The 21,197-nt window shown below is 66.5% G+C and carries 18 protein-coding genes; 6 read left to right on the forward strand and 12 right to left on the reverse strand.

Annotated features, from left to right (window positions below; genetic code table 11):
• Positions 1 to 93 precede the first annotated feature (93 nt).
• The 5 genes from D3F03_RS13485 to ubiU all read right to left on the reverse strand — a co-directional run bounded on the left by D3F03_RS13485 (position 94) and on the right by ubiU (position 3,791).
• A complete protein-coding gene (locus tag D3F03_RS13485; RefSeq protein WP_199665473.1) occupies positions 94 to 711 on the reverse strand; it encodes a UbiX family flavin prenyltransferase in 618 nt (205 codons plus the stop codon).
• A gap of 10 nt (positions 712 to 721) precedes the next feature.
• A complete protein-coding gene (locus D3F03_RS13490; RefSeq protein WP_119109957.1) occupies positions 722 to 1,165 on the reverse strand; it encodes a putative zinc-binding protein in 444 nt (147 codons plus the stop codon).
• A complete protein-coding gene (gene ubiT, locus D3F03_RS13495) occupies positions 1,162 to 1,692 on the reverse strand; it encodes a ubiquinone anaerobic biosynthesis accessory factor UbiT (RefSeq protein WP_119109958.1) in 531 nt (176 codons plus the stop codon). The genes D3F03_RS13490 and ubiT overlap by 4 nt, the downstream gene beginning before the upstream one ends.
• A 114-nt stretch (positions 1,693 to 1,806) precedes the next feature.
• The gene (locus tag D3F03_RS13500) at positions 1,807 to 2,715 is read right to left on the reverse strand and encodes a U32 family peptidase (RefSeq protein ID WP_119109986.1); all 909 of its coding nucleotides are present in this window, start codon (positions 2,713 to 2,715) and stop codon (positions 1,807 to 1,809) included.
• A 14-nt stretch (positions 2,716 to 2,729) separates the two neighbouring features.
• On the reverse strand, positions 2,730 to 3,791 hold the full coding sequence (gene ubiU / locus D3F03_RS13505) for a ubiquinone anaerobic biosynthesis protein UbiU (protein WP_245960626.1): 1,062 nt from the start codon (positions 3,789 to 3,791) through the stop codon (positions 2,730 to 2,732).
• Positions 3,792 to 4,125: 334 nt separating this feature from the next.
• Here ubiU and D3F03_RS13510 point away from each other — a divergent pair, with 334 nt between their 5' ends.
• Entirely contained in the window at positions 4,126 to 5,310 is a 1,185-nt protein-coding gene (locus D3F03_RS13510; RefSeq protein ID WP_119109988.1) for an MFS transporter, read from the forward strand.
• A 70-nt stretch (positions 5,311 to 5,380) separates the two neighbouring features.
• Positions 5,381 to 5,854 carry a YidB family protein gene (locus D3F03_RS13515; RefSeq protein WP_119109959.1) on the forward strand — a complete coding sequence of 158 codons (474 nt, stop codon included), beginning with the start codon at positions 5,381 to 5,383 and terminating at the stop codon, positions 5,852 to 5,854.
• Positions 5,855 to 5,932: 78 nt separating this feature from the next.
• On the opposite strand, the gene D3F03_RS13520 is transcribed toward D3F03_RS13515, so the two are convergent.
• From D3F03_RS13520 to alr, 5 genes are all read right to left on the reverse strand, one after another.
• Complete coding sequence (locus D3F03_RS13520) at positions 5,933 to 6,784, reverse strand: alpha/beta hydrolase (RefSeq protein ID WP_119109960.1); 852 nt, start codon at positions 6,782 to 6,784, stop codon at positions 5,933 to 5,935.
• An 88-nt stretch (positions 6,785 to 6,872) separates the two neighbouring features.
• Positions 6,873 to 8,333: a M20 family metallopeptidase gene (locus tag D3F03_RS13525; protein ID WP_119109961.1), complete on the reverse strand. Its 1,461-nt coding sequence runs from the start codon at positions 8,331 to 8,333 to the stop codon at positions 6,873 to 6,875.
• An 81-nt stretch (positions 8,334 to 8,414) separates the two neighbouring features.
• A complete protein-coding gene (locus D3F03_RS13530) occupies positions 8,415 to 9,617 on the reverse strand; it encodes a GGDEF domain-containing protein (RefSeq protein WP_119109962.1) in 1,203 nt (400 codons plus the stop codon).
• A gap of 232 nt (positions 9,618 to 9,849) precedes the next feature.
• Entirely contained in the window at positions 9,850 to 11,859 is a 2,010-nt protein-coding gene (locus D3F03_RS13535; RefSeq protein WP_119109963.1) for a methyl-accepting chemotaxis protein, read from the reverse strand.
• Positions 11,860 to 12,006: 147 nt separating this feature from the next.
• The gene (gene alr, locus D3F03_RS13540; RefSeq protein WP_119109964.1) at positions 12,007 to 13,113 is read right to left on the reverse strand and encodes an alanine racemase; all 1,107 of its coding nucleotides are present in this window, start codon (positions 13,111 to 13,113) and stop codon (positions 12,007 to 12,009) included.
• 164 nt (positions 13,114 to 13,277) lie between these two features.
• Between alr and lplT the strand changes: the two genes are divergently transcribed.
• From lplT to corA, 4 genes are all read left to right on the forward strand, one after another.
• Positions 13,278 to 14,582 carry a lysophospholipid transporter LplT gene (lplT, locus tag D3F03_RS13545; protein WP_119109965.1) on the forward strand — a complete coding sequence of 435 codons (1,305 nt, stop codon included), beginning with the start codon at positions 13,278 to 13,280 and terminating at the stop codon, positions 14,580 to 14,582.
• A 104-nt stretch (positions 14,583 to 14,686) separates the two neighbouring features.
• Positions 14,687 to 15,607 (forward strand): DMT family transporter, encoded by a 921-nt coding sequence (locus D3F03_RS13550; protein WP_119109966.1) that lies wholly within the window; start codon positions 14,687 to 14,689, stop codon positions 15,605 to 15,607.
• Positions 15,608 to 15,616: 9 nt separating this feature from the next.
• Entirely contained in the window at positions 15,617 to 16,108 is a 492-nt protein-coding gene (locus tag D3F03_RS13555) for a glutathione peroxidase (protein ID WP_119109967.1), read from the forward strand.
• 24 nt (positions 16,109 to 16,132) lie between these two features.
• Positions 16,133 to 17,098, forward strand: a complete 966-nt coding sequence (gene corA, locus D3F03_RS13560; protein WP_119109968.1) for a magnesium/cobalt transporter CorA — start codon at positions 16,133 to 16,135, stop codon at positions 17,096 to 17,098.
• Between the two features lie 156 nt (positions 17,099 to 17,254).
• On the opposite strand, the gene D3F03_RS17515 is transcribed toward corA, so the two are convergent.
• Together D3F03_RS17515 and D3F03_RS13570 are read right to left on the reverse strand one after the other, a co-directional pair.
• The gene (locus tag D3F03_RS17515) at positions 17,255 to 18,907 is read right to left on the reverse strand and encodes a methyl-accepting chemotaxis protein (protein WP_119109969.1); all 1,653 of its coding nucleotides are present in this window, start codon (positions 18,905 to 18,907) and stop codon (positions 17,255 to 17,257) included.
• The gene (locus D3F03_RS13570; RefSeq protein ID WP_119109970.1) at positions 18,904 to 21,177 is read right to left on the reverse strand and encodes a putative bifunctional diguanylate cyclase/phosphodiesterase; all 2,274 of its coding nucleotides are present in this window, start codon (positions 21,175 to 21,177) and stop codon (positions 18,904 to 18,906) included. The genes D3F03_RS17515 and D3F03_RS13570 overlap by 4 nt, the downstream gene beginning before the upstream one ends.
• Positions 21,178 to 21,197 lie beyond the last annotated feature (20 nt).

The following is a 21,197-nucleotide window of genomic DNA, read 5'->3' on the forward strand; positions in this document are numbered from 1 at the left end:
GGTATTGCGCTGCAAGCTACTAGTTTAATAGCGTTTCTGGGCCTGGCTACGTGTGCCAAGGCCCATCGGTGTGCCGGGCCGCGATCGCCGCCCTTATTGTGGCCCTACCGGGGCATCGGCTTCCCATGCCGTCTCCCCGTTCCACCGGGTCGCCAGCGCATGCGGCACCCCCAGCAGATCCAGCACCCGCGCCACGCTGGCATCCACGATGTCGGCCACGCTGTGCGGACGCAGGTAGAAGGCGGGCATGGGCGGGCAGACGATGGCGCCCATTTCGGTCACGCTGACCATGTTGCGCAGATGGCCCAGGTGCAGGGGGGTCTCGCGCGCCATCAGGATCAGGCGGCGGCGTTCTTTCAGCACCACGTCGGCGGCGCGTGTGAGCAGGTTGTCCGACAGGCTGTGCGCCACCGAGGCCAGCGTGCGCATCGAGCAGGGCGCCACCACCATGCCGGCGCACTGAAACGAGCCACTGGCAATGCTGGCGCCCACGTCGCGTGCGTCGTGCGCCTGGTGTGCCAGGGCTTCAACGGCGGGGCGCTCCAGGCCCAGCTCATGGCGCAGTGTGCGCCAGCCGGCGTCGGATACCACCAGGTGCGATTCGGCGCCGGGGTATTCGCGCAGCGCCTGCAGCAGGCGCACGCCATACACCGCGCCGCTGGCGCCCGAGATGCCGACGATGATGCGTTGCGGTGCGCTGGGAATGTCCATGGTGGCAAGCTTATGCCAATCGCAGGGCTTGGCCGCCTCCGGCGGCCTGGTTCGCCGCGTCGGTGTTGCGCGGGGTGGCCGCCAGCGGGTGCGCCAGCAGGTCGGCCTGCACCTGTGCCAGCACGGCGCTCGCCTGTGCGGGGTCGAAATCTTCGTGGCGGCGCTTTTTCACGCCGTACTGCTGCAATTGGTAATGCCGTTCGGCGGTGATGCCATGGCGCGCCAGGCACCCTTGCACGCAGTTGAGCGGGCAGCCGTCGAGCGCGATGATGGGGCGGCCCGAGTGCGCGGTGCGTACCAGGTTGGGTACGTCGCCGCCGACACCGGCAATGCACGACATCTCGGCCACGCCGGCACGGTCCAGGCGCAGGGCGACGTGGTTGGCCAGCTGCGCGGCGCTGGAACACCCCGAGCAGGAATAGACCAGGGGCAACACAGTGTGGTCGCTGTTCATGGCTGGGTACTGGGGGTGAGCGGGTCGGCAGGGCGTGCGCCGGGGCGCAGGGCGGCGAGGCGCGAGAGCACCTGGCGCGGCGCCCACTGCTGCAGGTCGAGCACCGGCAGGTCCAGCGCGTCGAGCGTGTTTTTCACCACTAGGCCCAGTTCGGTGTCGCCTTCCATGACCAGGCGGCGGTTGAAGAACAGCGTGTCCGGGTCTTGCTGGCGCTGTGCCAGCAGCAGAAAGTCGTGCGCGGAGGCCGCGATGCACAGGTCGGTCTCGCGCTGGCGCGGCCGGGCGGCGAAGGCGTTGCCGGTCCAGGTGAAATCCAAAGTGACACGGGCATCGCGCACCTGGATGCGCAGGCGCTTGCCGCGCAGCATCTCGCCCACATCGCTTGGAATTTGGCGCGCGACGCCCAGGTTGAGCGCCGTCACCAGCAAGAGCGAGCCCGGGTACGCGGGCAGCCGCCCGGTGAGCGCCGCCAGGGGCGTGGGCAGGGTGAAGGGGCGCGAGGTGGTGGTGGAGGCGGAGGCGTTCATGGCGTTCCTTGTGGGGTGGTGTTCTCTGCTTCTATCTTGATAGCTGTTAGCGCTTATCCAATAAGCGTCAGAGGCACTTTTGAATCGTATTTTTCGAGTCGCATCGCTTGGGTGTCAGGCAGGAGCCAGCGCTGGCGTTTCCACCAGATCCAGGCCGGGCTGGCCGTGCCAGTAGCCGTTGCAGCTCTGGTCGGGCACCAGGGGCTGCAGTTGGGCGCGGGCGTCGCGCGGTGCCAGCGTGCCGCGGCGCACGGCGTCGAACAGGGCGACGATCTCGCCCGTGTGCTGGGCCTGCGGGCTGATGCGGGCCACGGCGACACCCATGCGCTGCATGCGCGGCAGTTCGTCGACCAGGTTGTGCACGCGGGCCGATTGCGTCTGGATGCCGTTGAGCACCAGAAAATCCTGGCTCTCGCGCGTCTTGAGCATCAGGCCGTCGGGGTGGTCCATGCAGCTGAACTGGCAATCGTCCTTGGGCAAATTGCGCTGGCGCGCGGTGAAACACCGTGCCGAGAAGGCCAGCGGCATGCGGCCATAGGCAAACACCTCGGTCTGCAGGTTCTGCGGGCCGGCCTCGATCAGGGCGGAAAGGTCCTGGTGCTTCATCTCCAGCGGCGCCACCCAGCGCGTGGCGCCCAGCGAAGCCAGCCAGGTGAGCGAGGGTTGGTTGTAGATATTCAGGTGCAGACCGCCAACAAAGGGGCGCTGGCCCGCCAGGCGCTGCACCGCGCCCATGTCGTTGGCTTCGATGAGGTAGTCCAGGTTGCTGGTGACCTTGTGCATGGCACTCACCTCGACGCCCGATTCGAGCAGCACCTGGGTGGACAGCACGGCCTCCTTGCCCGAATCGCGCATCAGGTCGGCAATGTCGATCCAGTCGGACAGGCGCAGCTCATGGCGGCGCGAGCACACGGTCTCGCCCAGGTAGACGATGTCCACCGGCGAGGCGGCGATGGCCTCGTAGAAATCAAAAATGGTCTGGCGCGGCCAGTAGTACTGCAGCGCACCGAGGGAGAGTTTCAAAGCGGGCATCGTCATTATTTCCAGGGGCGGTGGTAAGCGCCCAGGGTGTGTTGCTGGCCCTCGGCCACCTGGTCGAGACTGGCCATCCAGGCGGTTTTTGGGGCGTAGCGCAAGGGGTCGGCCAGGCAGTTGTCGATGGCCTCGCGCCAGACCTTGGTGACCTGGGCGGTGTAGGCGGGGCTGCGCTGGCGCCCCTCGATCTTGACGGCGCGCACGCCGATCTTCATGAGCTCGGGCAGGAGTTCGAGCGTGTTCAGGCTGGTGGGCTCTTCGATGGCGTAGTAGTTTTTGTCTTCGGCCACGTCAAAACGCCCCTTGCACAGCGTCGGGTAGCCCGCGTTCTCGCCGGGGGCGTAGCGGTCTATCAGCACGCCATTCAGGCGCGATTCGAGGCCCTTGGGCGTCTCTTGCCAGCGCACGGATTTGGCCGGCGAGCACACGCCGTGCGTGTTGGGCGATTCGCCGGTCACATAGGACGACAGGGCGCAACGCCCCTCCACCATCACGCACAGGCTGCCAAAACCGAAGACTTCGATTTCCACCGGGGTACGGTCGATGACGCGCTGCACCTGCTCCATCGACAGCACCCGCGGCAGCACGGCGCGCACCACGCCGAACTGTTCGCGGTAGAAGTTGATGGCGTCGGCACTGGTGGCCGAGCCCTGTACTGACAGGTGCAGGCGCAGCTTGGGGTGGTGCTGCGCGGCGTACTGCATGAGCCCCGGGTCGGCCAGGATGACGGCGTCCACGCCCAGATCCACGGCCTTGTCCACCGCGGCACACCAGGGTGCGGGGTTGGCGGCCTGCGGGTAGGTGTTGAGCGCCATGAACACCTTGCAGCCGCGTGCGTGGGCATAGGCAATGCCGCTGGCAATGGCGGCCTCGTCGAAGTTCAGGCCGGCGAAGTTGCGGGCGTTGGTGGCGTCGCGCAGGCCCAGGTAGACGCAGCTGGCGCCGTTGTCGACCGCCGCCTTGAGGGCTGGCAGGCTGCCTGCGGGGCAGACCAGTTCAAACGGGAGCGGCGCGCTTGCGGGCGCCGTGGCTTCGGGTGTGGGGGTGGGTGTGGGGGCGTGCATGCGGAGACCAGGAGAAAAGCGCGAGCGCCGCAGGGCCGGGCGACTGCGCAATAGCGCGCAACCATACGCGCGACCGGCACGCTGTGCGCTGACCTTTGTCAAGACTGCGCCACAATCGAAGCCGCCCCTCGGCGCCCACACGACGGACAAAGACAGCCGCGGCCCCGCAGAATGGTTCTAGAAACGCCGCATGGTGCGGCCAGCGTGGTGCTGGTGGGTGCCTAGCGCTGTCTGCCCCAGAGGGGCGCGCCAACGAAGCCAACCATGCCGGTCGCCATGCGACTTTTCAGACGATAACGAGCGATCAACGGCCGGTTCCAGGATGACGACCCCCATGAAGAAAAATCTTTGGCTGCTCGCCCTGTGCCAGGGCCTCCTGATGACCAACAACGTGGTCTTCATCGCCATCAATGGGCTCGTGGGCCTGCAACTGGCGCCGTTTGGCTGGATGGCGACACTGCCGGTCATGGGTTATGTGGTGGGCGGCGCGCTCTCGACGCCGCTGGTCGCGGCCAGCCAGGCGCGCTGGGGGCGGCGCGGCTCGTTCCAGCTCGGGCTGGCGGTCGCCTTTTTATCGGCAGCGCTGTGCGCCTGGGCGGCTTTTAGTGCCAACTTCTGGCTGCTGTGCGCCGCGACGGTCATTGCTGGCTATTACAACGCCAATGGCCAGTTGTACCGCTTTGCCGCAGCCGAGCTGACCGCATCGGCGTTTCGTGAAAAGGCCGTTTCGCTGGTGCTGGCCGGCGGTTTGCTGGGCGCCGTGGCAGGGCCGAACCTGGCGAGCGGCACGCGCAACCTGTTTCCCGTGCCGTTTGCCGGCGCCTACATGGCGCTGATGCTGGTGGCCTTGCTCGCCATGGTCTGCATGGCCGGCGTGCGGTTCGAAGCCCTGCCCAAGCCCACGCCTGGCGCTACGCCGTTGCCCGCCGGTCGCCCGCTCAGCGAATTGCTGCGCCAGCCGGTCTTTGCGGTGGCGGTGCTGGGCGCGGCGCTGGGCTACGGCGTGATGAACCTGCTGATGGCGGCCACGCCGCTGGCCATGCAGGTCTGCGGCTTTGGCTTTGACTCGGCTGCCCTGGTGCTCGAATGGCACGTGATCGGCATGTTTGCGCCGGGGTTTTTCACCGGCCACCTCATCAAACGGGTGGGCACGCTGCCGGTCATGTTTCTGGGTGTGTTGCTCAATCTGGTGTGTGTGGGCATCGCGCTGTCGGGGCAGGAGATCGCCCATTTCACCGCAGCGCTGTTCCTGCTCGGCGTGGGCTGGAATTTTCTCTTCACCGGCAGCACCACCCTGGCGCTGACCGCCTACCGGAAGGAGGAAAAAGACCGGGCGCAGGGCGCCATCAACTTCTTCGTCTTTGCCACCATGGCCGTCACCTCGCTGGCTTCTGGGGCCCTGGTGACCACCAGCGGCTGGAACTGGCTGAATCTGGCATCTCTGCCGCCCTTGTGCCTTACCGGCGGGGCGCTCCTGTGGTTGATGGCGCGCCAGCGGCGCCTGCAGCCGTCGGTCTAGGAGCGGACAAGCGGCGGCTCCCTCATCGGGGCACACTTGGCGCTTGTTCGCTTGTTTTAAGGAGTCCGTTATGGGTTTGCTTGATTCGGTCTTGGGTTCGGTGATGAACGCGCAGTCGCAAGGCGAGCGTACGGAAGGTGCCTTGGGCGCGCTGAGCGGTCTGGTGGCTCTGGCGGCCAACAATCCCCAGGTGGTGCACGCCGTCATGGGCATGCTGGCCGACGATGGCGGGCACGGTGGCCTGGGCGGCCTGGTGGCAAAATTTCAGCAAGCGGGGCTGGGCGATGTGGTGGCCTCGTGGTTGGGCACGGGCGCCAACCAGCCCGTGACGGGCGACCAAGTCACGCAGGCACTGGGGCCCGATGCCGTATCGCAACTCGGTGCCCGGATGGGGCTGAACCCTGGCGAAGCGGCTTCCAGCCTGGCGCAGGTGCTGCCCGGCCTGGTTGACCATCTCACGCCCCAGGGCCAGGCCCCTGCAGGCGGCCTGGGCAATGCCAGTGATTTGATGGGAATGTTGGGTGGTTTGCTTCAAAGAGCATAGCTGTTGGCGCTTACCACATAAGCGCTAGAGCCGAATTTCGCCGCAAAATATTTGCCTGGAGCGGCTTTGAACAGGCTCTTAGCGGCAGTGCACATCCAGCCATTGGCGCAGTACGGCAAATACCGGCGCTGCATCGCGCTCATTGAACAGCTCGTGGTACAGCCCCGCAAAGCATTGCGACTGCACCACGGCCACTGGCGCTGCAGCCACAAAGGCGGCGCTGCCTGCAGGCCGCACCAGGCGGTCGGCGCCGGCCCAGAGCAGCAGGGTGGGCACGCTCCAGTGCGGCGCGCGTGCCAGCGTCGCTGGGCCAGCTTCGGCAATGAAGCGGCCCAGGCGCGCGCTGATGCGGTCGTGGCACAGCGGGTCGGCCTGGTAGGCGGCCACCACGGCAGGGTCGTGCGACAGCGCCTGCACATCAAGCCCGTTGCCCACGCGCAAATTCGGCGCCAGGCGCGGCAGGGTTGCCAACAGCAGCTTTTGAAACCCCGACAGCCCCGTATCGAGCGCCGGGGAAGAGAGCACCAGCGCGTCCACGGATCGCAGGTGCAGCGAGACAAAGCGTGCCGCCACCAGGCCGCCCAGGCTGTGGCCGAGCAGCACCAGCGGCTCGCCCGGTGCCATGCGCTTGCGCGTCGCGTCCACCAAATCGGCCAGATCGTCGAGCAGGCGGCTGTCGTGGTTCAGCCCGCCGCGCGGGCCGCTCGAGCGGCCATGGCCGTACTGGTCGTAGGCGCGTACGGCAAAGCCCCAGGCATTGAGGTGTTGCGCGACATGGCCGTAGCGGCCGGCGTGCTCACCAAGGCCGTGCACCAGCAGCACGGTGCCGCGGCGCGGGCTGCCTTCGGGCAGCGGCCAGTCGTAGAGCGCGAGGTTTTCGCCGTCGCTGGCGGTGAAGGGAAGCATCGTGGCGGCGGGAAAGTCGAACATGGGGGTCTTGCAAGCAGCGCAGGCTGGTCGTGTCGGCGACAGGGTTTCCGCATGATAGGGGTTCTCGCCAATGCTGGCGCAGGCCCAATCAGGGCATGGCGGCGATGACCTGCGCCACTGCAGCGGTGAGCCGCTTGGCGTAGGGCACATGCAGGAATTCGTTTGGGCCGTGCGCATTGCTGCGCGGCCCGAGTACGCCGCAGACCATCATCTGCGCCTTGGGGAAGCCTTTGCTCAGCATGCCCATCAGCGGAATCGTGCCGCCCTGGCCGATGTGGCCGCACGGTGCGCCGAAATGTGCCTGGCTGGCAGCGTTGAGCGCGTCTTCGAACCAGGGAGAGGTCTCGGGTGCGTTCCAGCCATTGGCGCCGCTGGCGCCCTGCCAGGTCACTTTGGCCTGGTAGGGGGCGTTGTCTTCCAGCAGGGCTTTCATGTCCTGCACGCACTGCGCGGCATCCACCAGCGGGGGCAGACGCAGGCTGAGCTTGAAGGCCGTGTAGGGGCGCAGCACGTTGCCGGCGTCCTGCAAGGCGGGAAAGCCCTCGGCGCCGGTGACGCTCAGCGTGGGCTCCCAGGTGCGCTTGAGCAGGGCCTGCACCGGGTCCTGCGTGGTCGGCAGGGCAAAGGCGGTGCTGCCGCCGCAGTCGTAGTGCGCCCAGGGAAAGCGCTGCGTGATCTCCTGGCCCAGAATGGCCGCCGTGGCGCGTGCCTGCGCCAGGCGCTCTGCGGGAACTTCGCAGTGAAAGCTCGCCGGCAGCAGCCGGCCGGTGGCGCTGTCTTCCAGCCGGTCAAGCACCTGGCGCATGACGCGAAACGAGGAGGGCACCAGACCCGAAGCGTCGCCCGAGTGCACGCCTTCGGTGAGGATCTCGACCTTGAGCGTGCCGGCCACCATGCCGCGCAGGCTGGTGGTGAGCCAGAGCTGGTCGTAATTGCCCGCGCCGGAGTCGAGGCAGACCACCAGGGCGATGTCGCCAAGACGGGTTTTGAGGGCGTCGATGGTGGGCAGCAGGTCGCGCGAGCCGCTTTCTTCGCTGGTTTCTATCAAACCGACAATACGCGGGTGCGGCACACCCTGGCGTTTGAGCTCCTGCACAGCCGCAATGCTGGCGTACACCGCGTAGCCGTCGTCTGCGCCGCCGCGCCCGTAGAGCTTGCCGTCCTCGTACTTGGGCGTCCAGGGGCCGAGGTCTGCACGCCAGCCGGAAAATTCGGGCTGCTTGTCCAGGTGGCCGTACATCAGCACGCTCTGGCCGGATGGCGCTTGCGTCGCCGCTACTTCAAAGAACAGCACCGGGGTACGCCCGGGCAGGCGCACGATTTCAAGCGCGAGTCCGTCGATTTTTTGCGCCAGCACCCAATCGGCGGCATTGCGGACCACGGCATCGAGTAGGCCCTGCTGCTCCCAGTCGGGCGCGAACATGGGCGACTTGGCGGGAATGCGGATGTAGTCGGTGAGCTGGGGCAGGATGTGTTCGTCCCAGACCTGGCTGATGCGTTCCAGGGCCTGGGCGGGTTGCAGCTGGGCGGGGGCAATGCGGGCGTTCATGGCGGACTCCTTCGGGGCGAGACAAGTCGCCCATTGCACCACAGGCGGGGCTCGCACGCTGCCGCGCGGCGTGCCGGCGTGCTATTGCAAGGTAGCGGGGAAGGTTTCCGGGTGGGGGCTGGCCGTGCCTGCGCGCGGCAGGACTGGGGTCGTTTCGACCCGGTTGCGTCCGGCATCTTTGGCGCGGTAGAGCGCGCGGTCGGCTGCGTGAATCAGCAAATCCCAGCTGTCGCCCGGCTCCAGGCGGCCGCCGAACACGCCAATGCTGATGGTCACGGTGATTCGCTGGCCGGAGTACGACGTGGCATGCGCCGCGGCGGCGTTGCAAAGGTCTTGGGCCAGGCGCTGGACGCCGGCCAGCGAGGTGTCGGGGAGCACCACGAGGAACTCTTCACCGCCGTAGCGGCCGACGATATCCTGCGTGCGGATGCGTTGGCGAATCAGGCTCACAAGGCTGCGCAACACGGCGTCGCCTGCCAGATGGCCATGAATATCGTTGACGCGCTTGAAATGGTCGATATCGATCATCATCAGGGCCAAGGGCTCGCGCGTGCGGATGGCGCGGCCGATATCACGGTCCAGGGCTTCTATGATGGCGCGGCGATTGGCGGCCCCTGTCAGGGGGTCGGCCGCCGCCAGAAGGCGATTGGCCTCATCGGCGCGCTCTTTTGTCATGAAGATAAAACCGAGCGATGTCACCAGCAGCACGATAAAGGTGCCAAAAAAAGTGAGTGTCTGGAGGGCTCCGGTTTGCAGCAGGCGATCCGCTCCCTGAGCGCCTGCACCGGCCGCGCGCAGTGCCATGAGCAGGGCTTCCACCGCCATCCCCGCCGTGACCAGGCGCGCGCCGCGGCCTACCGTTTCGTTCCGGCGCCGGTAGAGCGCCACTGCCACGGCACCGGCCTGCGCTGCGTACAGGGTGCCGCTCAAGATCACACGGGCGCTGTAGTTCTCCAGCAGCAAGGAAAGGCCCACGAGCAGCAGTGCAGGCGGTGCCATCAGTGCCAGCCAGCGGTGGTGCGCTCCGTAAAAGCGCCCCACCGCCGCAAGCAGCAGCGCCAAGGCCAGCGAGGTCAGCGCATTGCCCGCCAGGATCGACAGAGTCTGGTCCATTTGGCCGCGCAATGCGAGAAACAGATACCCCGCCGCATGGACGGCCAGGCCCCCGGCCCATAGCTGCAGCCCTTCGCGCCGCATGCCCCACCCCACCACCACCATCACCGCCGCCATGGTCAGCGAGGCCAGCAGGATGGTGGCCATCAAGGTCGGAACATCTGCGTACATGAAGGAGAAAGGTGTGTCGGTCCAGGGCCTTAAGGACGTCTTGCATAACTCCTCGCGGCGTGCGATAGCACGGACTCGGGCGGTCTGCGTCGCTCCGTTTCACAGCCAATAGCCCCGGCTATGGGCTGTGAAACACGCCTGGCACCCCATCCCGATCCGCACTACACCCTCCCGCGTAGAGCGATGCAGAACATCCTTAAGTATGGGGGACAAATTGCAAGGACGTGGGGGCTCAGGCGGCGGTGTGTTCGGCCCCATGCGGGGCCAACAGCACGGGGTGCTGCGCAGGAGCCCCGAGGGCGCGGCCATCCCCTGGCGCATCACCCAGCTTGAACACCTCTATGGCGCCTGCCAGGCGCTCTGCCTGGTCGCGCAGGCTTTGTGCAGCGGCAGCCGATTGCTCCACCAGCGCGGCGTTCTGCTGTGTCATCTGGTCGAGCTGGTTGACGGCCTGGTTGACCTGGCCAATGCCGTCGGACTGTTCAGACGCGGCCGCCGTGATTTCGCTGATGATGTCGCCCACGCGCTGCACCGAGCCAACGATCTCGTCCATGGTGGTACCGGCGTTTTGCACCAGGCGCGCGCCCGATTCGACCTTGTCGACCGATGCGCCAATGAGCGCCTTGATTTCGCGCGCTGCTTCGGCCGAGCGGCCTGCGAGGCTGCGCACCTCGCTTGCCACCACCGCAAAGCCCCGGCCCTGCTCGCCGGCGCGTGCCGCCTCGACGGCAGCGTTGAGCGCCAGAATGTTGGTCTGGAAGGCAATGCCGTCGATCACGCTGATGATGTCGGCGATGCGGCGCGAGCTTTGGTTGATCTCTCCCATGGTGGTCACCACCTCGCCGACCACCTGGCCGCCGCGCGCCGCCACTTCCGCCGCAGAGCCCGCCAACTGGTTGGCCTGGTGCGCCGCGTCGGCCGATTGGCGCACCGTGGCCGTGAGCTGTTCCATGCTTTGCGCGGTGGTCTGCAGGCTGCTGGCGGTCTGTTCGGTGCGTGCCGACAAGTCCTGGTTGCCGCTGGCAATCTCGGCGCTGGCGGTGGTGATGTTGTCAACGGCGGTGCGCACTTCCTGCAGCATTTGCAGATAGTGCAGGCGCATGCCATCGACCTCTTGCACCAGTGCGCCGATTTCATCGCGCTGATTGGTGTGGAAGGCTTGCGTCAAGTCGCCCTGGGCCACCAGCGTGACCGCCTGGGTCAGCTGGCGCAGGGGCCGGCTGACACCGCGGCGCAGCATGGCGAACAGCCCGGCGCCCAGGAGCGCGACAGCAACGGCAATGAGACTCCAGACGGCGACCAGCACCGGGCGCTGGCTCGCCATGGCTTCGGCGTCCGGCACTTCGGCGACCACCCACAGGCCATCGGGGCCGGTTTTGCGCAGCAGCGCCCAGGGATCTTTGTCGTCGTTCCCCAGCAGACTGGCGGCGTGGCGGACATAACCGTCCGGCGCGGCGGCGAGCGCTTCAAGCAGTGGGCCGGCCTGTGGGAAGGCTTCCAGCACCCGTTTTCCGCGTGCCGTGGGATGGGCGACAAACACCGCATCGCTGGGCTTGTCACGCGGGTCGATCACGTAGGTGCCGCCATGCGCGAAGAACTGCGTCTGGGCGACCTGCTTTTGCTGCATTTGTTCCATCACGCCGATGTCGTTGCCGATGAAGAGCAAGGCAATCGTCTTTTTGCCCGCGTCCTGCATCGGCAGGTAGTAGCCCATGTAGGGCTTGCCGGCCACCACGGTGCGCCCTGTCCAGGCCTTGCCCGCCAGGGCGGCCGTGAGGGCCGGGCCGGCCAGCGGGCTTGCCGTTTCCCGCGTGCCCTGTGCATCCTTGACCGAGCTGGTGATGCTCGTGAACCCATTGCCCTTGCGCACGTACACCCTGGCAACGCCGCCGGTTTCGTTGGCAAAGCGATCCACCGAGCCGTGGTCGTCGTTGACGAGGGCGCCATAGCTGCGCAGCTCGCCGGTGGCTTCGTCCAGTGCCATGTTGGCGTCGAAGTAGCGCTGGAAGCCCTTCATGGTGCGCTGCACCAGTTCGCGGTTGGTGGCGTCGGCGGCGTTCAGCGCATTGGCCACGCTTTGCGTCGTGTCGGCCACGCTTTGCACCACCTGGGCGCGCGTGCTGCGCTCGGTCAGCACCGAAATGGCCAAGCCGACCAATACCAGCACGACAGTCACCAGCGCGATGGCCAGACCTGTCAGACGGCGGGCCACGGAACGGTTGTAGGCAGCAGGGGGTGCCATGGGAATCTCCTCGGGAAAAGGAGCAAGGGCGGCGCCAGCTCCGGGAAAACCCAATGTACGGCACGGCGACCGTTACATTAATTCACGAATTCCCTTACGCAGTCTTGCGTAACGGCAGCTTTTCTCAGAGGGTGAAGGGCCGTCTGATCAGCCCTGGTGGACCGGCACGCGCGGCGCCAGTGCGCACATCAACTCGTAGCCCACGGTCCCCGCTGCCTGCGCCACTTCGTCGATGGCCAGCACGGCGCCGCCCGATGCGCGGCCCCATAACGTGACTTCGGCGCCAAAGCCCGGTGCCAGGCCGGCGGCGAAGACAGGTTCCAGGTCTACCGTGACCATGTCCATGCTGACGCGCCCCACCAGCCGCGTGCGCACCCCCTCCACCAGCACCGGTGTGCCGGTGTCGGCGTGGCGCGGGTAGCCGTCGGCATAGCCGCAGGCGGCGACGCCAATGCGCATGGGCGCTTCGGCCCGAAAGCGCGAGCCGTAGCCGACGCTGTCGCCGGCCTGCAGGTGCTGCAGGCCAATGAGGCGTGTGGACAGCGTCATGGTGGGGGCCAGTTCCCAGGTGGCGGCACTGTGCTCGGGGAAGTCGGGCGCGCTGCCATAGAGCGCAATGCCGGCGCGCACCCAGTCGCCGCGCACACGCGCATCGCCTGCGTGGCGCAGGATGGCGGCGCTGTTGCAAACGCTGCGCTCGCCCGGCAGATCTTGCGTGGCGGCGCAAAACGCCTGCCACTGTTCGGCAATGCCGCGCGGGCCGTCGGCGTCGGAGAAATGCGTCATGTGCGAAATCTCGTCCACCTGCGTCAGCGCATTCAGGCGCGCCCAGGCGCTGCGGTAGCGCGCTGGCGCGAAGCCCAGCCGGTTCATGCCGGAATTGAGCTTGAGGAAGACGCGCTGCGGTGCCTGTGTCTTGTGCGCCGCCAGCATGTCGATCTGCTCGTCGCAGTGCACCGCGTGCCAGAGTGAGAGGCGCGAGCACAGTTCCAGGTCGCGCGGCTCGAAGACGCCTTCGAGCAGCAGGATGGGGCCGCGCCAGCCCAGGTGCCGCACGCGCTCGGCCTCGGCAAGGTCAAGCAGGGCAAAACCGTCGGCGGCGCGCAGCGCCTCAAATACCCGCTCGATGCCATGGCCATAGGCGTTGGCTTTGACCACGGCCCACACCCGCGCGTCGGGCGCGGCGCGGCGTGCGCGCCCAAGATTGGCGGCGAGGGCGGCGGTGTGGATGTGGGCGCAAATGGGACGGGGCATGGCGGGCAGGCGCGAGGGTCTCGCAAAGGGCATGATTTTGGCACTCCTCCTGCCTCGGGCAGGGTCTTCATAACAAAAGGCTGCGTGATATAACCGCCGCTTCTTGCCAGGCGACCCGTTCACACTTGGTCATTCGACTGCCAGATGACCCTTTCAGCCATTCGATGAAGCGCGGTTTCTACACCATCATGTCGGCGCAGTTTTTCAGCTCGCTGGCCGACAACGCACTTTTCGTCGCCGCGGTGGAATTGCTGCGCGCCGGAGGTTCCCCAGAGTGGCAGCGTGCGGCCCTGGTGCCGATGTTCGCCCTGTTCTACGTGGTGCTGGCGCCGTTCGTGGGCGCCTTTGCCGATGCACTGCCCAAGGGATGGGTGATGTTCATCAGCAATGCCATCAAGATCGTCGGCTGCATCATGATGCTGTTCGGCTCGCACCCCCTGGTGGCGTACGCCGTGGTGGGGCTGGGCGCTGCAGCCTATTCGCCAGCCAAGTACGGCATCCTCACCGAGTTGTTGCCGACCTCGCAACTCGTCAAGGCCAATGGCTGGATCGAGGGGCTCACGATTGCGTCCATCATTCTGGGTCTTCTGCTGGGCGGTCAGCTGGTCGGGCACAAGCTCTCGGGCCTGCTGCTGCAATTTGATTTGCCGCTGATCGACACCGGCGTGAACACGCCAGCCGAAGCGGCGATTGCGGCCTTGATTGCGGTGTACGCCGTTGCCGCGTGGTTCAACCTGCGCATTCCGCACACCGGTGTTGAAATGCGGCCCTTGCGCCGCACGGTGCAGTCGGGCGCACTGGCCAGCGCGCTCGCGCTGGTGCCCGACTTCTGGTCGTGCAACGCGCGCCTCTGGCGCGACTGCCTGGGGCAGATCTCGCTCTCGACCACCACGCTGTTTTGGGGTGCGAGCAGCAATCTCAAGTTGATCGTGCTGGTCTGGGCCGGGGTGGCGCTGGGCTACAGCACCACGCAGGCCTCGGCGCTGATTGGCGTGGTGGCCGTTGGGACGGCGGCGGGCGCGGTACTGGCCTCGATGCGCATGCGGCTGGAGTGCGCCACCCGCGTGATTCCCATGGGCATTGCCATGGGCGTTCTGCTGATCGTGATGATCTTCATCCACAGCATCTGGTTGGCCGTGCCTTTTCTGATCGTGCTGGGGGGGCTGGGTGGCTTTCTGGTGGTGCCCATGAATGCCCTGCTGCAGCACCGGGGCCACAACCTCATGGGCTCGGGGCGCTCGATTGCCGTGCAGAACTTCAACGAGCAGGCGGCGACGCTGGGAATGGGCGCGTTCTACAGCCTCTCCCTCAAACTTGGGCTGTCGGTGTTTGGTGCGATAGCGGTGTTCGGCCTTGTCGTGGCCGGCGCCATGTGGCTGATCCAGCGCTGGCACCAGTACAACTGCCGCCACCATACCGAAGAGCTGGAGCACCTGCTGCAGATTGCGCGCCAGGATACGCACGTTTGACGCGTCCCGACCCTGCGCAGCGCAGGGGGCCAAGAAAACTATAATTTTGATAGCTGTATGCGCTTTACAGATAAGCGCTAGACCCATTTTTATTTCATATTTTGATGCCCCGCGCGCTGCCCGTTTTCGCCCTGCTGTTCAATGCCCTGGTCTGGGGCTGCTCCTGGTGGCCGCTGCGCACGCTCAACGCCGCCGGCCTGCACCCGCTGTGGGCCACGGCGCTGGTCTACCTGGCGGTTCTCATGGTGCTGGTGGTGGCGCTTCCCGCCAGCGCGCTGAGCTTTGTGCGCACGCCGAAACTGTGGCTGCTTGCCGCTGCAGCGGGGCTGACCAACATCTGCTTCAACTGGGCGGTGGCGCTGGGCGATGTGGTGCGTGTGGTGCTGCTGTTCTATCTGATGCCCGCCTGGTCGGTGCTGCTCGCCTGGTGGTTGCTGGATGAGCCGCCAACGCCGCTGGCGCTGCTGCGACTGCTGCTGGCCTTTGCCGGTGTGGCGCTGGTGGTGGTGCCGCCGGGCGCGCCGCTCTCCCGGCTGGCCAGCGGTCTCTCGGCCACCGACGTGCTGGCGGTGGCGGGAGGGTTTTGCTTTGCGCTGACCAACGTCTTCCTGCGCCGCTTCAACCAGACGCCTGAGCGCGACCGCATGGTGGCCATGTTCAGTGGCGGTTTTGTCATGGCAACGGTCGGTGCCTGCGCCGCCACAGGGCTTGCGCTGGCCAGCGCACCGCCTGCGCCGGCGGCCGGCTGGCTGTGGGTGGCGGCCGGCCTGGCGCTGGCGTTCATGCTGGGCAACCTGGGCCTGCAGTACGGGGCCGCTCGCCTGGCCGCCGGCACCACGGCGCTGGTCATGCTCAGCGAAGTGCTGTTTGCCAGTGCCTCCTCCTGGCTGATGGGCGCCGCACAGTTGGCGCCGCGCATGCTGGCCGGCGGCGCGCTGATCGTGCTGGCAGCCTTGCTGGCGCTGCTGCCACGGCGCCGGCAGCAAGCAACGCGCGGCGCGGCTACCATGGACCATTCACCCTGAGAGGACCCCATGGCCCAGACCGCCTACGACTTTGACGCTTTGCAGATGGACGGCAGCACCGTGCCGCTGTCGAACTACCGCGGCCAGGTGCTGCTGATCGTCAACACGGCGAGCGCCTGCGGCTTCACGCCGCAGTTCAAGGGGCTGGAGGCCTTGCACCGCGAGTACGGCGGCAAAGGCCTGGTTGTGCTGGGTTTTCCGTGCAACCAGTTTGCCGGGCAAGACCCGGGCAGCAACGAGGAGATTGCCTCGTTCTGCGCGCTCAACTACGGGGTGAGTTTTCCCATGATGGCCAAGATCGACGTCAATGGCGCCGCCGCCAGCCCGCTGTACCGGTGGCTTGCCGCTGAGGCGCCCGGACTCTTGGGCAGCAAGGCGATCAAATGGAACTTCACCAAGTTTCTGGTCGGGACCGATGGCCAGGTGATCCGCCGCTACGCGCCGCAGGAAGCGCCCGAGAACCTGGCCGGCGATATCGAAGCGGCGCTGGCCAGCGCCTGAGTGGCCCACCCACAGCCTGTCACCATGCTCATCAACTGCGTTGCTTACGAACACGGCCGCAAGCTGGCCGATATCGGTACGGACCAGATTGCCCATTGGCTCAAGGAGCCCGAGGCCTTTGTCTGGGTCGCGCTGCTCGACCCGAGTGCAGAGGAGCTGGCGCAGATGCAGCGCGAATTCGGCCTGCACGAACTGGCGGTGGAAGACGCGCTCAAAGGCCACCAGCGCCCGAAGATCGAAGAGTATGGCGACATGGTGTTCGTGGTCATGCACCTGGTTGAGCCTGCCGACGACGACCTGGCCGTGGGGGAAGTCGCGGTGTTTGTCGGAAAAAACTTCATCCTCTCGGCGCGCAGCCGCAGTCGGCACGGGTTTCTGGGGGTGCGTGAGCGCTGCGAGCGCGAGCCGCTTTTGCTGGAGCGCGGCTCGGGGTTTGTGCTGTACGCGCTGATGGATGCGGTGGTGGACCGGTACTTCCCGGTGATCGACCTGCTCGAAGCCGAGCTCGAAGGCATCGAGGAGCAGATATTTGCCGCTGGCGCGGCGCGCGGCAACATTGAGCGGCTGTACGACCTGAAGCACCGCAGTGCCGTGCTGCGCCACGCGGTGGCGCCGCTCCTGGAGATGCTCAACAAGCTGCACGGCGGGCGCGTGCCACCGGTTTTCGCCAGCACGCAGGAGTATTTCCGCGATGTGCACGACCATCTGGCGCGCATCAACGGCTCCATCGACACCATCCGCGACACCATCGGCACGGCCATCCAGGTGAACCTGTCGATGGTGGCGATTGAGGAATCCGAAACGAACAAGCGCTTGGCGGCCTGGGCGGCCATCTTTGCCGTCTCCACTGCCATGGCCGGTATCTGGGGCATGAACTTCGAGGTCATGCCCGAACTCAAGTGGCGCTACGGCTACCCGGCGGCTCTGGGCGCCATCGTCATCGCGGGCCTGGTGCTGTACCGGCGGTTTCGCAAGGTTGGCTGGCTGTAGCGTTCCAGGGATTGCCTGTAATCGGCTGGGCTAGCGCCCCTGCGTACGGAGCCGTGGGCCGCCTCTGTTCGCATGGGAAATATGAGGAAAAAGAGGCTCTAGCGCTTTACTGGTAAGCGCTTGCAGCTATGCTTTTCGAAGAGATTTTGCTGGAACTCAGGACGCCGCTGCCAAGGGATGCGGTGCGCCCGCCAGGGCAGCCATCCTTGTGGGTGTCGGCAACCGTCTGGGCGACGCGGCAGCCGTGCCGCTGGTGGGCCCTTGATCGCGCGGCAGCGTGAATACGGCGATGGTCTGTACCTGGCCCTGGGCCTGATCCTGCAGACTGCGTGCCGCGGCCGACAGTTCTTCCACCAGCGAAGCATTCTGCTGGGTGGTCTGGTCCAGGTGCTGCACCGCCTCGCCGATCTGCCCCATGCCGCTGCTTTGCTCTGCGGTGGCAGCGCTGATGTCGGTCATCAGGGTGGTCACGCGCTGGATGGCGGTGACGGCTTCCTGCATGGTGGTGCCGGCCGTGTTCACCAGTTCGGTGCCCTTGCCCACGCGCTCCACGCTGGAGCTGATGAGCGTCTTGATTTCCTTGGCCGCATCGGCCGAGCGCTTGGCAAGGGCCCGCACCTCGGTGGCCACGACGGCAAAACCACGGCCCTGTTCGCCGGCCCGTGCGGCTTCCACGGCCGCATTGAGCGCCAGGATGTTGGTCTGGAAGGCGATGCCGTCGATCACGCCAATGATGTCGGCGATTTTCCCCGAGGAGGTATGGATCTCGCGCATCGTGCTGACCACCTGGCCCATGACCTCGCCGCCCTTGACGGCCACTGCGCTGGCGCTGGCCGACAACTGCTGCGCCTGGCGGGCGTTGTCGGCGTTCTGGTGCACCGTGGCGTTGAGCTGCTCCATGGCGGCCGCCGTCTGTTCCAGGGCGCTGGCCTGCTGTTCGGTGCGGCTGGCCAGGTCGTGGTTGCCCGACGAAATCTGCGCCGATGCGCTGGCCAGGCTCTCACCGCCTTCGCGGATGTGGGTGACGATGCCGGTCAGTTGCTGCTGCATGGCGCCCAGTGCGTGCAGCACCTGGGCGGCTTCGTCCTGGCCCTGCACCGTGACCGGGCGGGTCAGGTCGCCTTGGGCGATGGTCTGGGCCACGCCGATGGCGTATCCCAGGGAACGGGAAATGCCGCGCACCAGGGCGGCCGCGAACAGTGCGGCAAACAGCAGGCCGGAAAGAATGGAGGCCACCGCTGCGGCGCGAATCGTGGCGTAGCGCGTATCGGCGGCTTCGGCGGCCTTGCGGGCGGCCTCGAACTGGATGGCAATCATGGCCTTGATCTCGTCGCCCACCGGGGCATACAAGGGGCGAATTTTCTCTACCACGGCGCGTTCTGCTGCGGGCATGTCGTTGGCCTTGAGCGCAGCCACGGTCACCAAAAGGCCCTCTTGCACAAAGCGCTTGCGGTCTTGCGTGAAGCGTTGGGCCAGTGCGGCTTCTTCCGCGCTGTGGGGGCGCGCAAGGTAGCCGTCCCAGAGGCGGGTGATGGCTGCAATGTTGTTTTCCACCTCGGTGGTGCTGGACTGGATGGTGGCGGCATCGGGCGTCACCTGGGCCACGGCCAGCGCCAGACGGTTGCGCAGCAACAGGGCCTCGATCTGGTGCACCTCCGACGTTGTCACCAGGTTGTCCTGGTACAGGGAACGCAGCGCCTGGTTGGTCTGGGCCAGACCCCACAGGCCCAGGCCCCCAATGCCCAGGAGCAGCAGAGACAAAAGGCCGGCCAGGACGGCAACACGGGTCGAGATTTTGAAACGGTTCATGAAAACTCTCTTGGGTTGAGTGGCACTGCAAGGGCCGTTGCAAAAAGGGAAATGGGGGTGGGGGGCTGGGCCAGCCAGGTCTCGAATGCGCTCAGCGGCTGCGGGCGACCGAACAGGAAACCCTGGAAGACCGTGCAGTCGAGCCGCTGCAGGGCAAGGCGTTGCGCCTGCGTTTCCACGCCCTCGGCGATCACGCTCAGGCCGAGGTTGCGGGCCATGCCGATGATGGTCTGGACGATGGCCGCATCGCCCGGTTCAATGACGATGTCCTGCACAAAGCTGCGGTCGATCTTGAGCTGGTGCAGCGGCAGTCGCCTGAGGTGCGCCAGGGACGAGTAGCCCGTGCCAAAGTCGTCCAGCGCGAAGCGCACGCCATGTCGGCGCAGGGCCTGCATCTTGGCCACGGTATCGGCAACGTCGTGGAGCACCAGGCTTTCGGTCAACTCCAGCACCAGGCGGGTGGGCGGCGCGCCAGACTGTTTGAGGGCCTCGCACACCTGGGACACGAAATCCGGGTGCCGGAACTGCCTTGCACTGACGTTGACGGCCAGTTCCAGGTGCCGGGTCTGGGATTGCTCCGCCCACGCCCCGAGTTGCGCGCAGGCCTGCTGCAGCACCCACTCTCCAATGGGCAGGATGAGTCCGGAGGCTTCCGCGATAGGAATGAACTGTGCGGGTGGCACATGGCCGTACACGGGGTGCTCCCAGCGCAGCAGCACTTCGGCCCCCAGCGCTTGTCCACCGTGGTCGACTTGCACCTGGAAATGCAGGGCCAGCTGGCCTTCGCTGATCGCATCGCGCAGGGCGGTTTCCAGGGCCGCACGGGTTTCCACATCGGCCTGCAAGGCAGGGTCGAACAGGCGGTAGCTGTTGCGCCCGGCGTTCTTGGCCTGGTACATGGCCGTGTCGGACCGCTTGAGCAGTTCATGGATGCTGGCGTTGCCGCGTCGAAACAGGCAGATGCCGATGCTGGCGCTTCCGTGGTGCATCTGCCCTTGCAAGAGGCAGGGCCGGGCGGCACTGGCCAGCAGCTGCCGCGCCAGGGTATCGGCCTGCGCAAGGGCCTGTGCTTCCGCGGTGGGCAGGTCGTCCATCAAGACGACGAATTCATCGCCACCGATGCGCGCGACCGAATGGGGCGCGCGCGCGACCTCGCGAAAGCGGCAGGCCATCTCCACCAGGTACTGGTCGCCTACTTCGTGCCCCAGTGTGTCGTTGATGGTTTTGAAGTTGTCCAGATCCAGCAGCAGCACCGCGCGATGCTGGTCGTCCTGGCCGCTGGCGTCCAGCGCCCTCTGGATGCGGTCGCGCAGCAGGCGCCGATTGGGCAAATGGGTCAAGGGGTCGAAATACGCCAGCTCATGAATCGCCTTTTCGTTGGTGGCAAGGCGCGACTGCATGGCGCGCAACTCGAAGAGCAGCGTGCTGATTTCGTCCTTGCCCTCGACGACGATGAGTGAGTCCAGTTGCCCGGCGGCAATTTTGCGGAACACGGCACTGACCTGCTGCAGGGGACGGACGATCGATCGGATCAGCATGGCACCCAGGAACCCGAGCAAGGCCATGGAGGCCAGCAGCGCGCCCAGCGCCAGTTGGCGTGTTTGCGCGTGGCGTTGTATGCCCGCCTCGTAGGTGGCATGGGCCAGCTCGAACTGCAGGTCGGTTAAAGCCTGGATGTCCGGGCTGGCGCGCTCGTACAGCGTGCGCGCTGTGTCGGCCAGGTGCTGGGCGCCTGCGTAGTCCAGGCTGCGCAGCGCGTCGATGGCAGGCTTTACCGCCTCGCGCAGGTAGGCTGCGCGCTGGTGGGCAAAGTGTTCTGCCAGCGCGGCTTCCTGCGGCGCCTTCGGTGTGGCGGCATAGGGGGCCCAGAGTCGGTCGATGGCGAGCATGTTGTGCTCTATGGCCTGTGCCGCACTGCGTGCCAGGTCTGGCTGTAAGGTGGCCCGCGCCGTGCTGCCTGCTGCGTGGGGGGGAGCCAGCGCCATCTGCAGCTGAAGCTGGTTGGAGAGCATCAGGTGGGTAATCTGCCCCAGGCTTCGCACCGGGGCCATGCGCTCCTCGTACACCGTGCGCAGGCTTTCGTTGGCCGCCGCTAGCCCCCGGATGCCCATGGCCGCCAGCAGGGCGCTGATCGTTGCCGCCAGCACCATCAAGACTGCCAGGCGCGTGCCAATGCGGAAATGCGAAAACAGGCTGTACCCCATGCCCTGCGGCGAGCCGGGCGTGGACGGCCACGGCGCAGCATCGTGCGCAAGCGGAGCGCCGGTCATCGCCTGGCCATGCGTGCACG

The sequence above is a fragment of the Simplicispira hankyongi genome (assembly GCF_003570885.1).
Taxonomy (GTDB): domain Bacteria; phylum Pseudomonadota; class Gammaproteobacteria; order Burkholderiales; family Burkholderiaceae_C; genus Simplicispira; species Simplicispira hankyongi.

Coding starts and splice junctions, on each gene's coding strand:
- D3F03_RS13485 (WP_199665473.1), bottom strand. CDS start 711: ATGGACATTCCCAGCGCACCGCAACGCATCATCGTCGGCATCTCGGGC.
- D3F03_RS13490 (WP_119109957.1), bottom strand. CDS start 1,165: ATGAACAGCGACCACACTGTGTTGCCCCTGGTCTATTCCTGCTCGGGG.
- ubiT (WP_119109958.1), bottom strand. CDS start 1,692: ATGAACGCCTCCGCCTCCACCACCACCTCGCGCCCCTTCACCCTGCCC.
- ubiU (WP_245960626.1), bottom strand. CDS start 3,791: ATGCACGCCCCCACACCCACCCCCACACCCGAAGCCACGGCGCCCGCA.
- D3F03_RS13510 (WP_119109988.1), top strand. CDS start 4,126: ATGAAGAAAAATCTTTGGCTGCTCGCCCTGTGCCAGGGCCTCCTGATG.
- D3F03_RS13515 (WP_119109959.1), top strand. CDS start 5,381: ATGGGTTTGCTTGATTCGGTCTTGGGTTCGGTGATGAACGCGCAGTCG.
- D3F03_RS13520 (WP_119109960.1), bottom strand. CDS start 6,784: ATGTTCGACTTTCCCGCCGCCACGATGCTTCCCTTCACCGCCAGCGAC.
- D3F03_RS13525 (WP_119109961.1), bottom strand. CDS start 8,333: ATGAACGCCCGCATTGCCCCCGCCCAGCTGCAACCCGCCCAGGCCCTG.
- D3F03_RS13530 (WP_119109962.1), bottom strand. CDS start 9,617: ATGTACGCAGATGTTCCGACCTTGATGGCCACCATCCTGCTGGCCTCG.
- D3F03_RS13535 (WP_119109963.1), bottom strand. CDS start 11,859: ATGGCACCCCCTGCTGCCTACAACCGTTCCGTGGCCCGCCGTCTGACA.
- alr (WP_119109964.1), bottom strand. CDS start 13,113: ATGCCCCGTCCCATTTGCGCCCACATCCACACCGCCGCCCTCGCCGCC.
- lplT (WP_119109965.1), top strand. CDS start 13,278: ATGAAGCGCGGTTTCTACACCATCATGTCGGCGCAGTTTTTCAGCTCG.
- D3F03_RS13550 (WP_119109966.1), top strand. CDS start 14,687: ATGCCCCGCGCGCTGCCCGTTTTCGCCCTGCTGTTCAATGCCCTGGTC.
- D3F03_RS13555 (WP_119109967.1), top strand. CDS start 15,617: ATGGCCCAGACCGCCTACGACTTTGACGCTTTGCAGATGGACGGCAGC.
- corA (WP_119109968.1), top strand. CDS start 16,133: ATGCTCATCAACTGCGTTGCTTACGAACACGGCCGCAAGCTGGCCGAT.
- D3F03_RS17515 (WP_119109969.1), bottom strand. CDS start 18,907: ATGAACCGTTTCAAAATCTCGACCCGTGTTGCCGTCCTGGCCGGCCTT.
- D3F03_RS13570 (WP_119109970.1), bottom strand. CDS start 21,177: ATGACCGGCGCTCCGCTTGCGCACGATGCTGCGCCGTGGCCGTCCACG.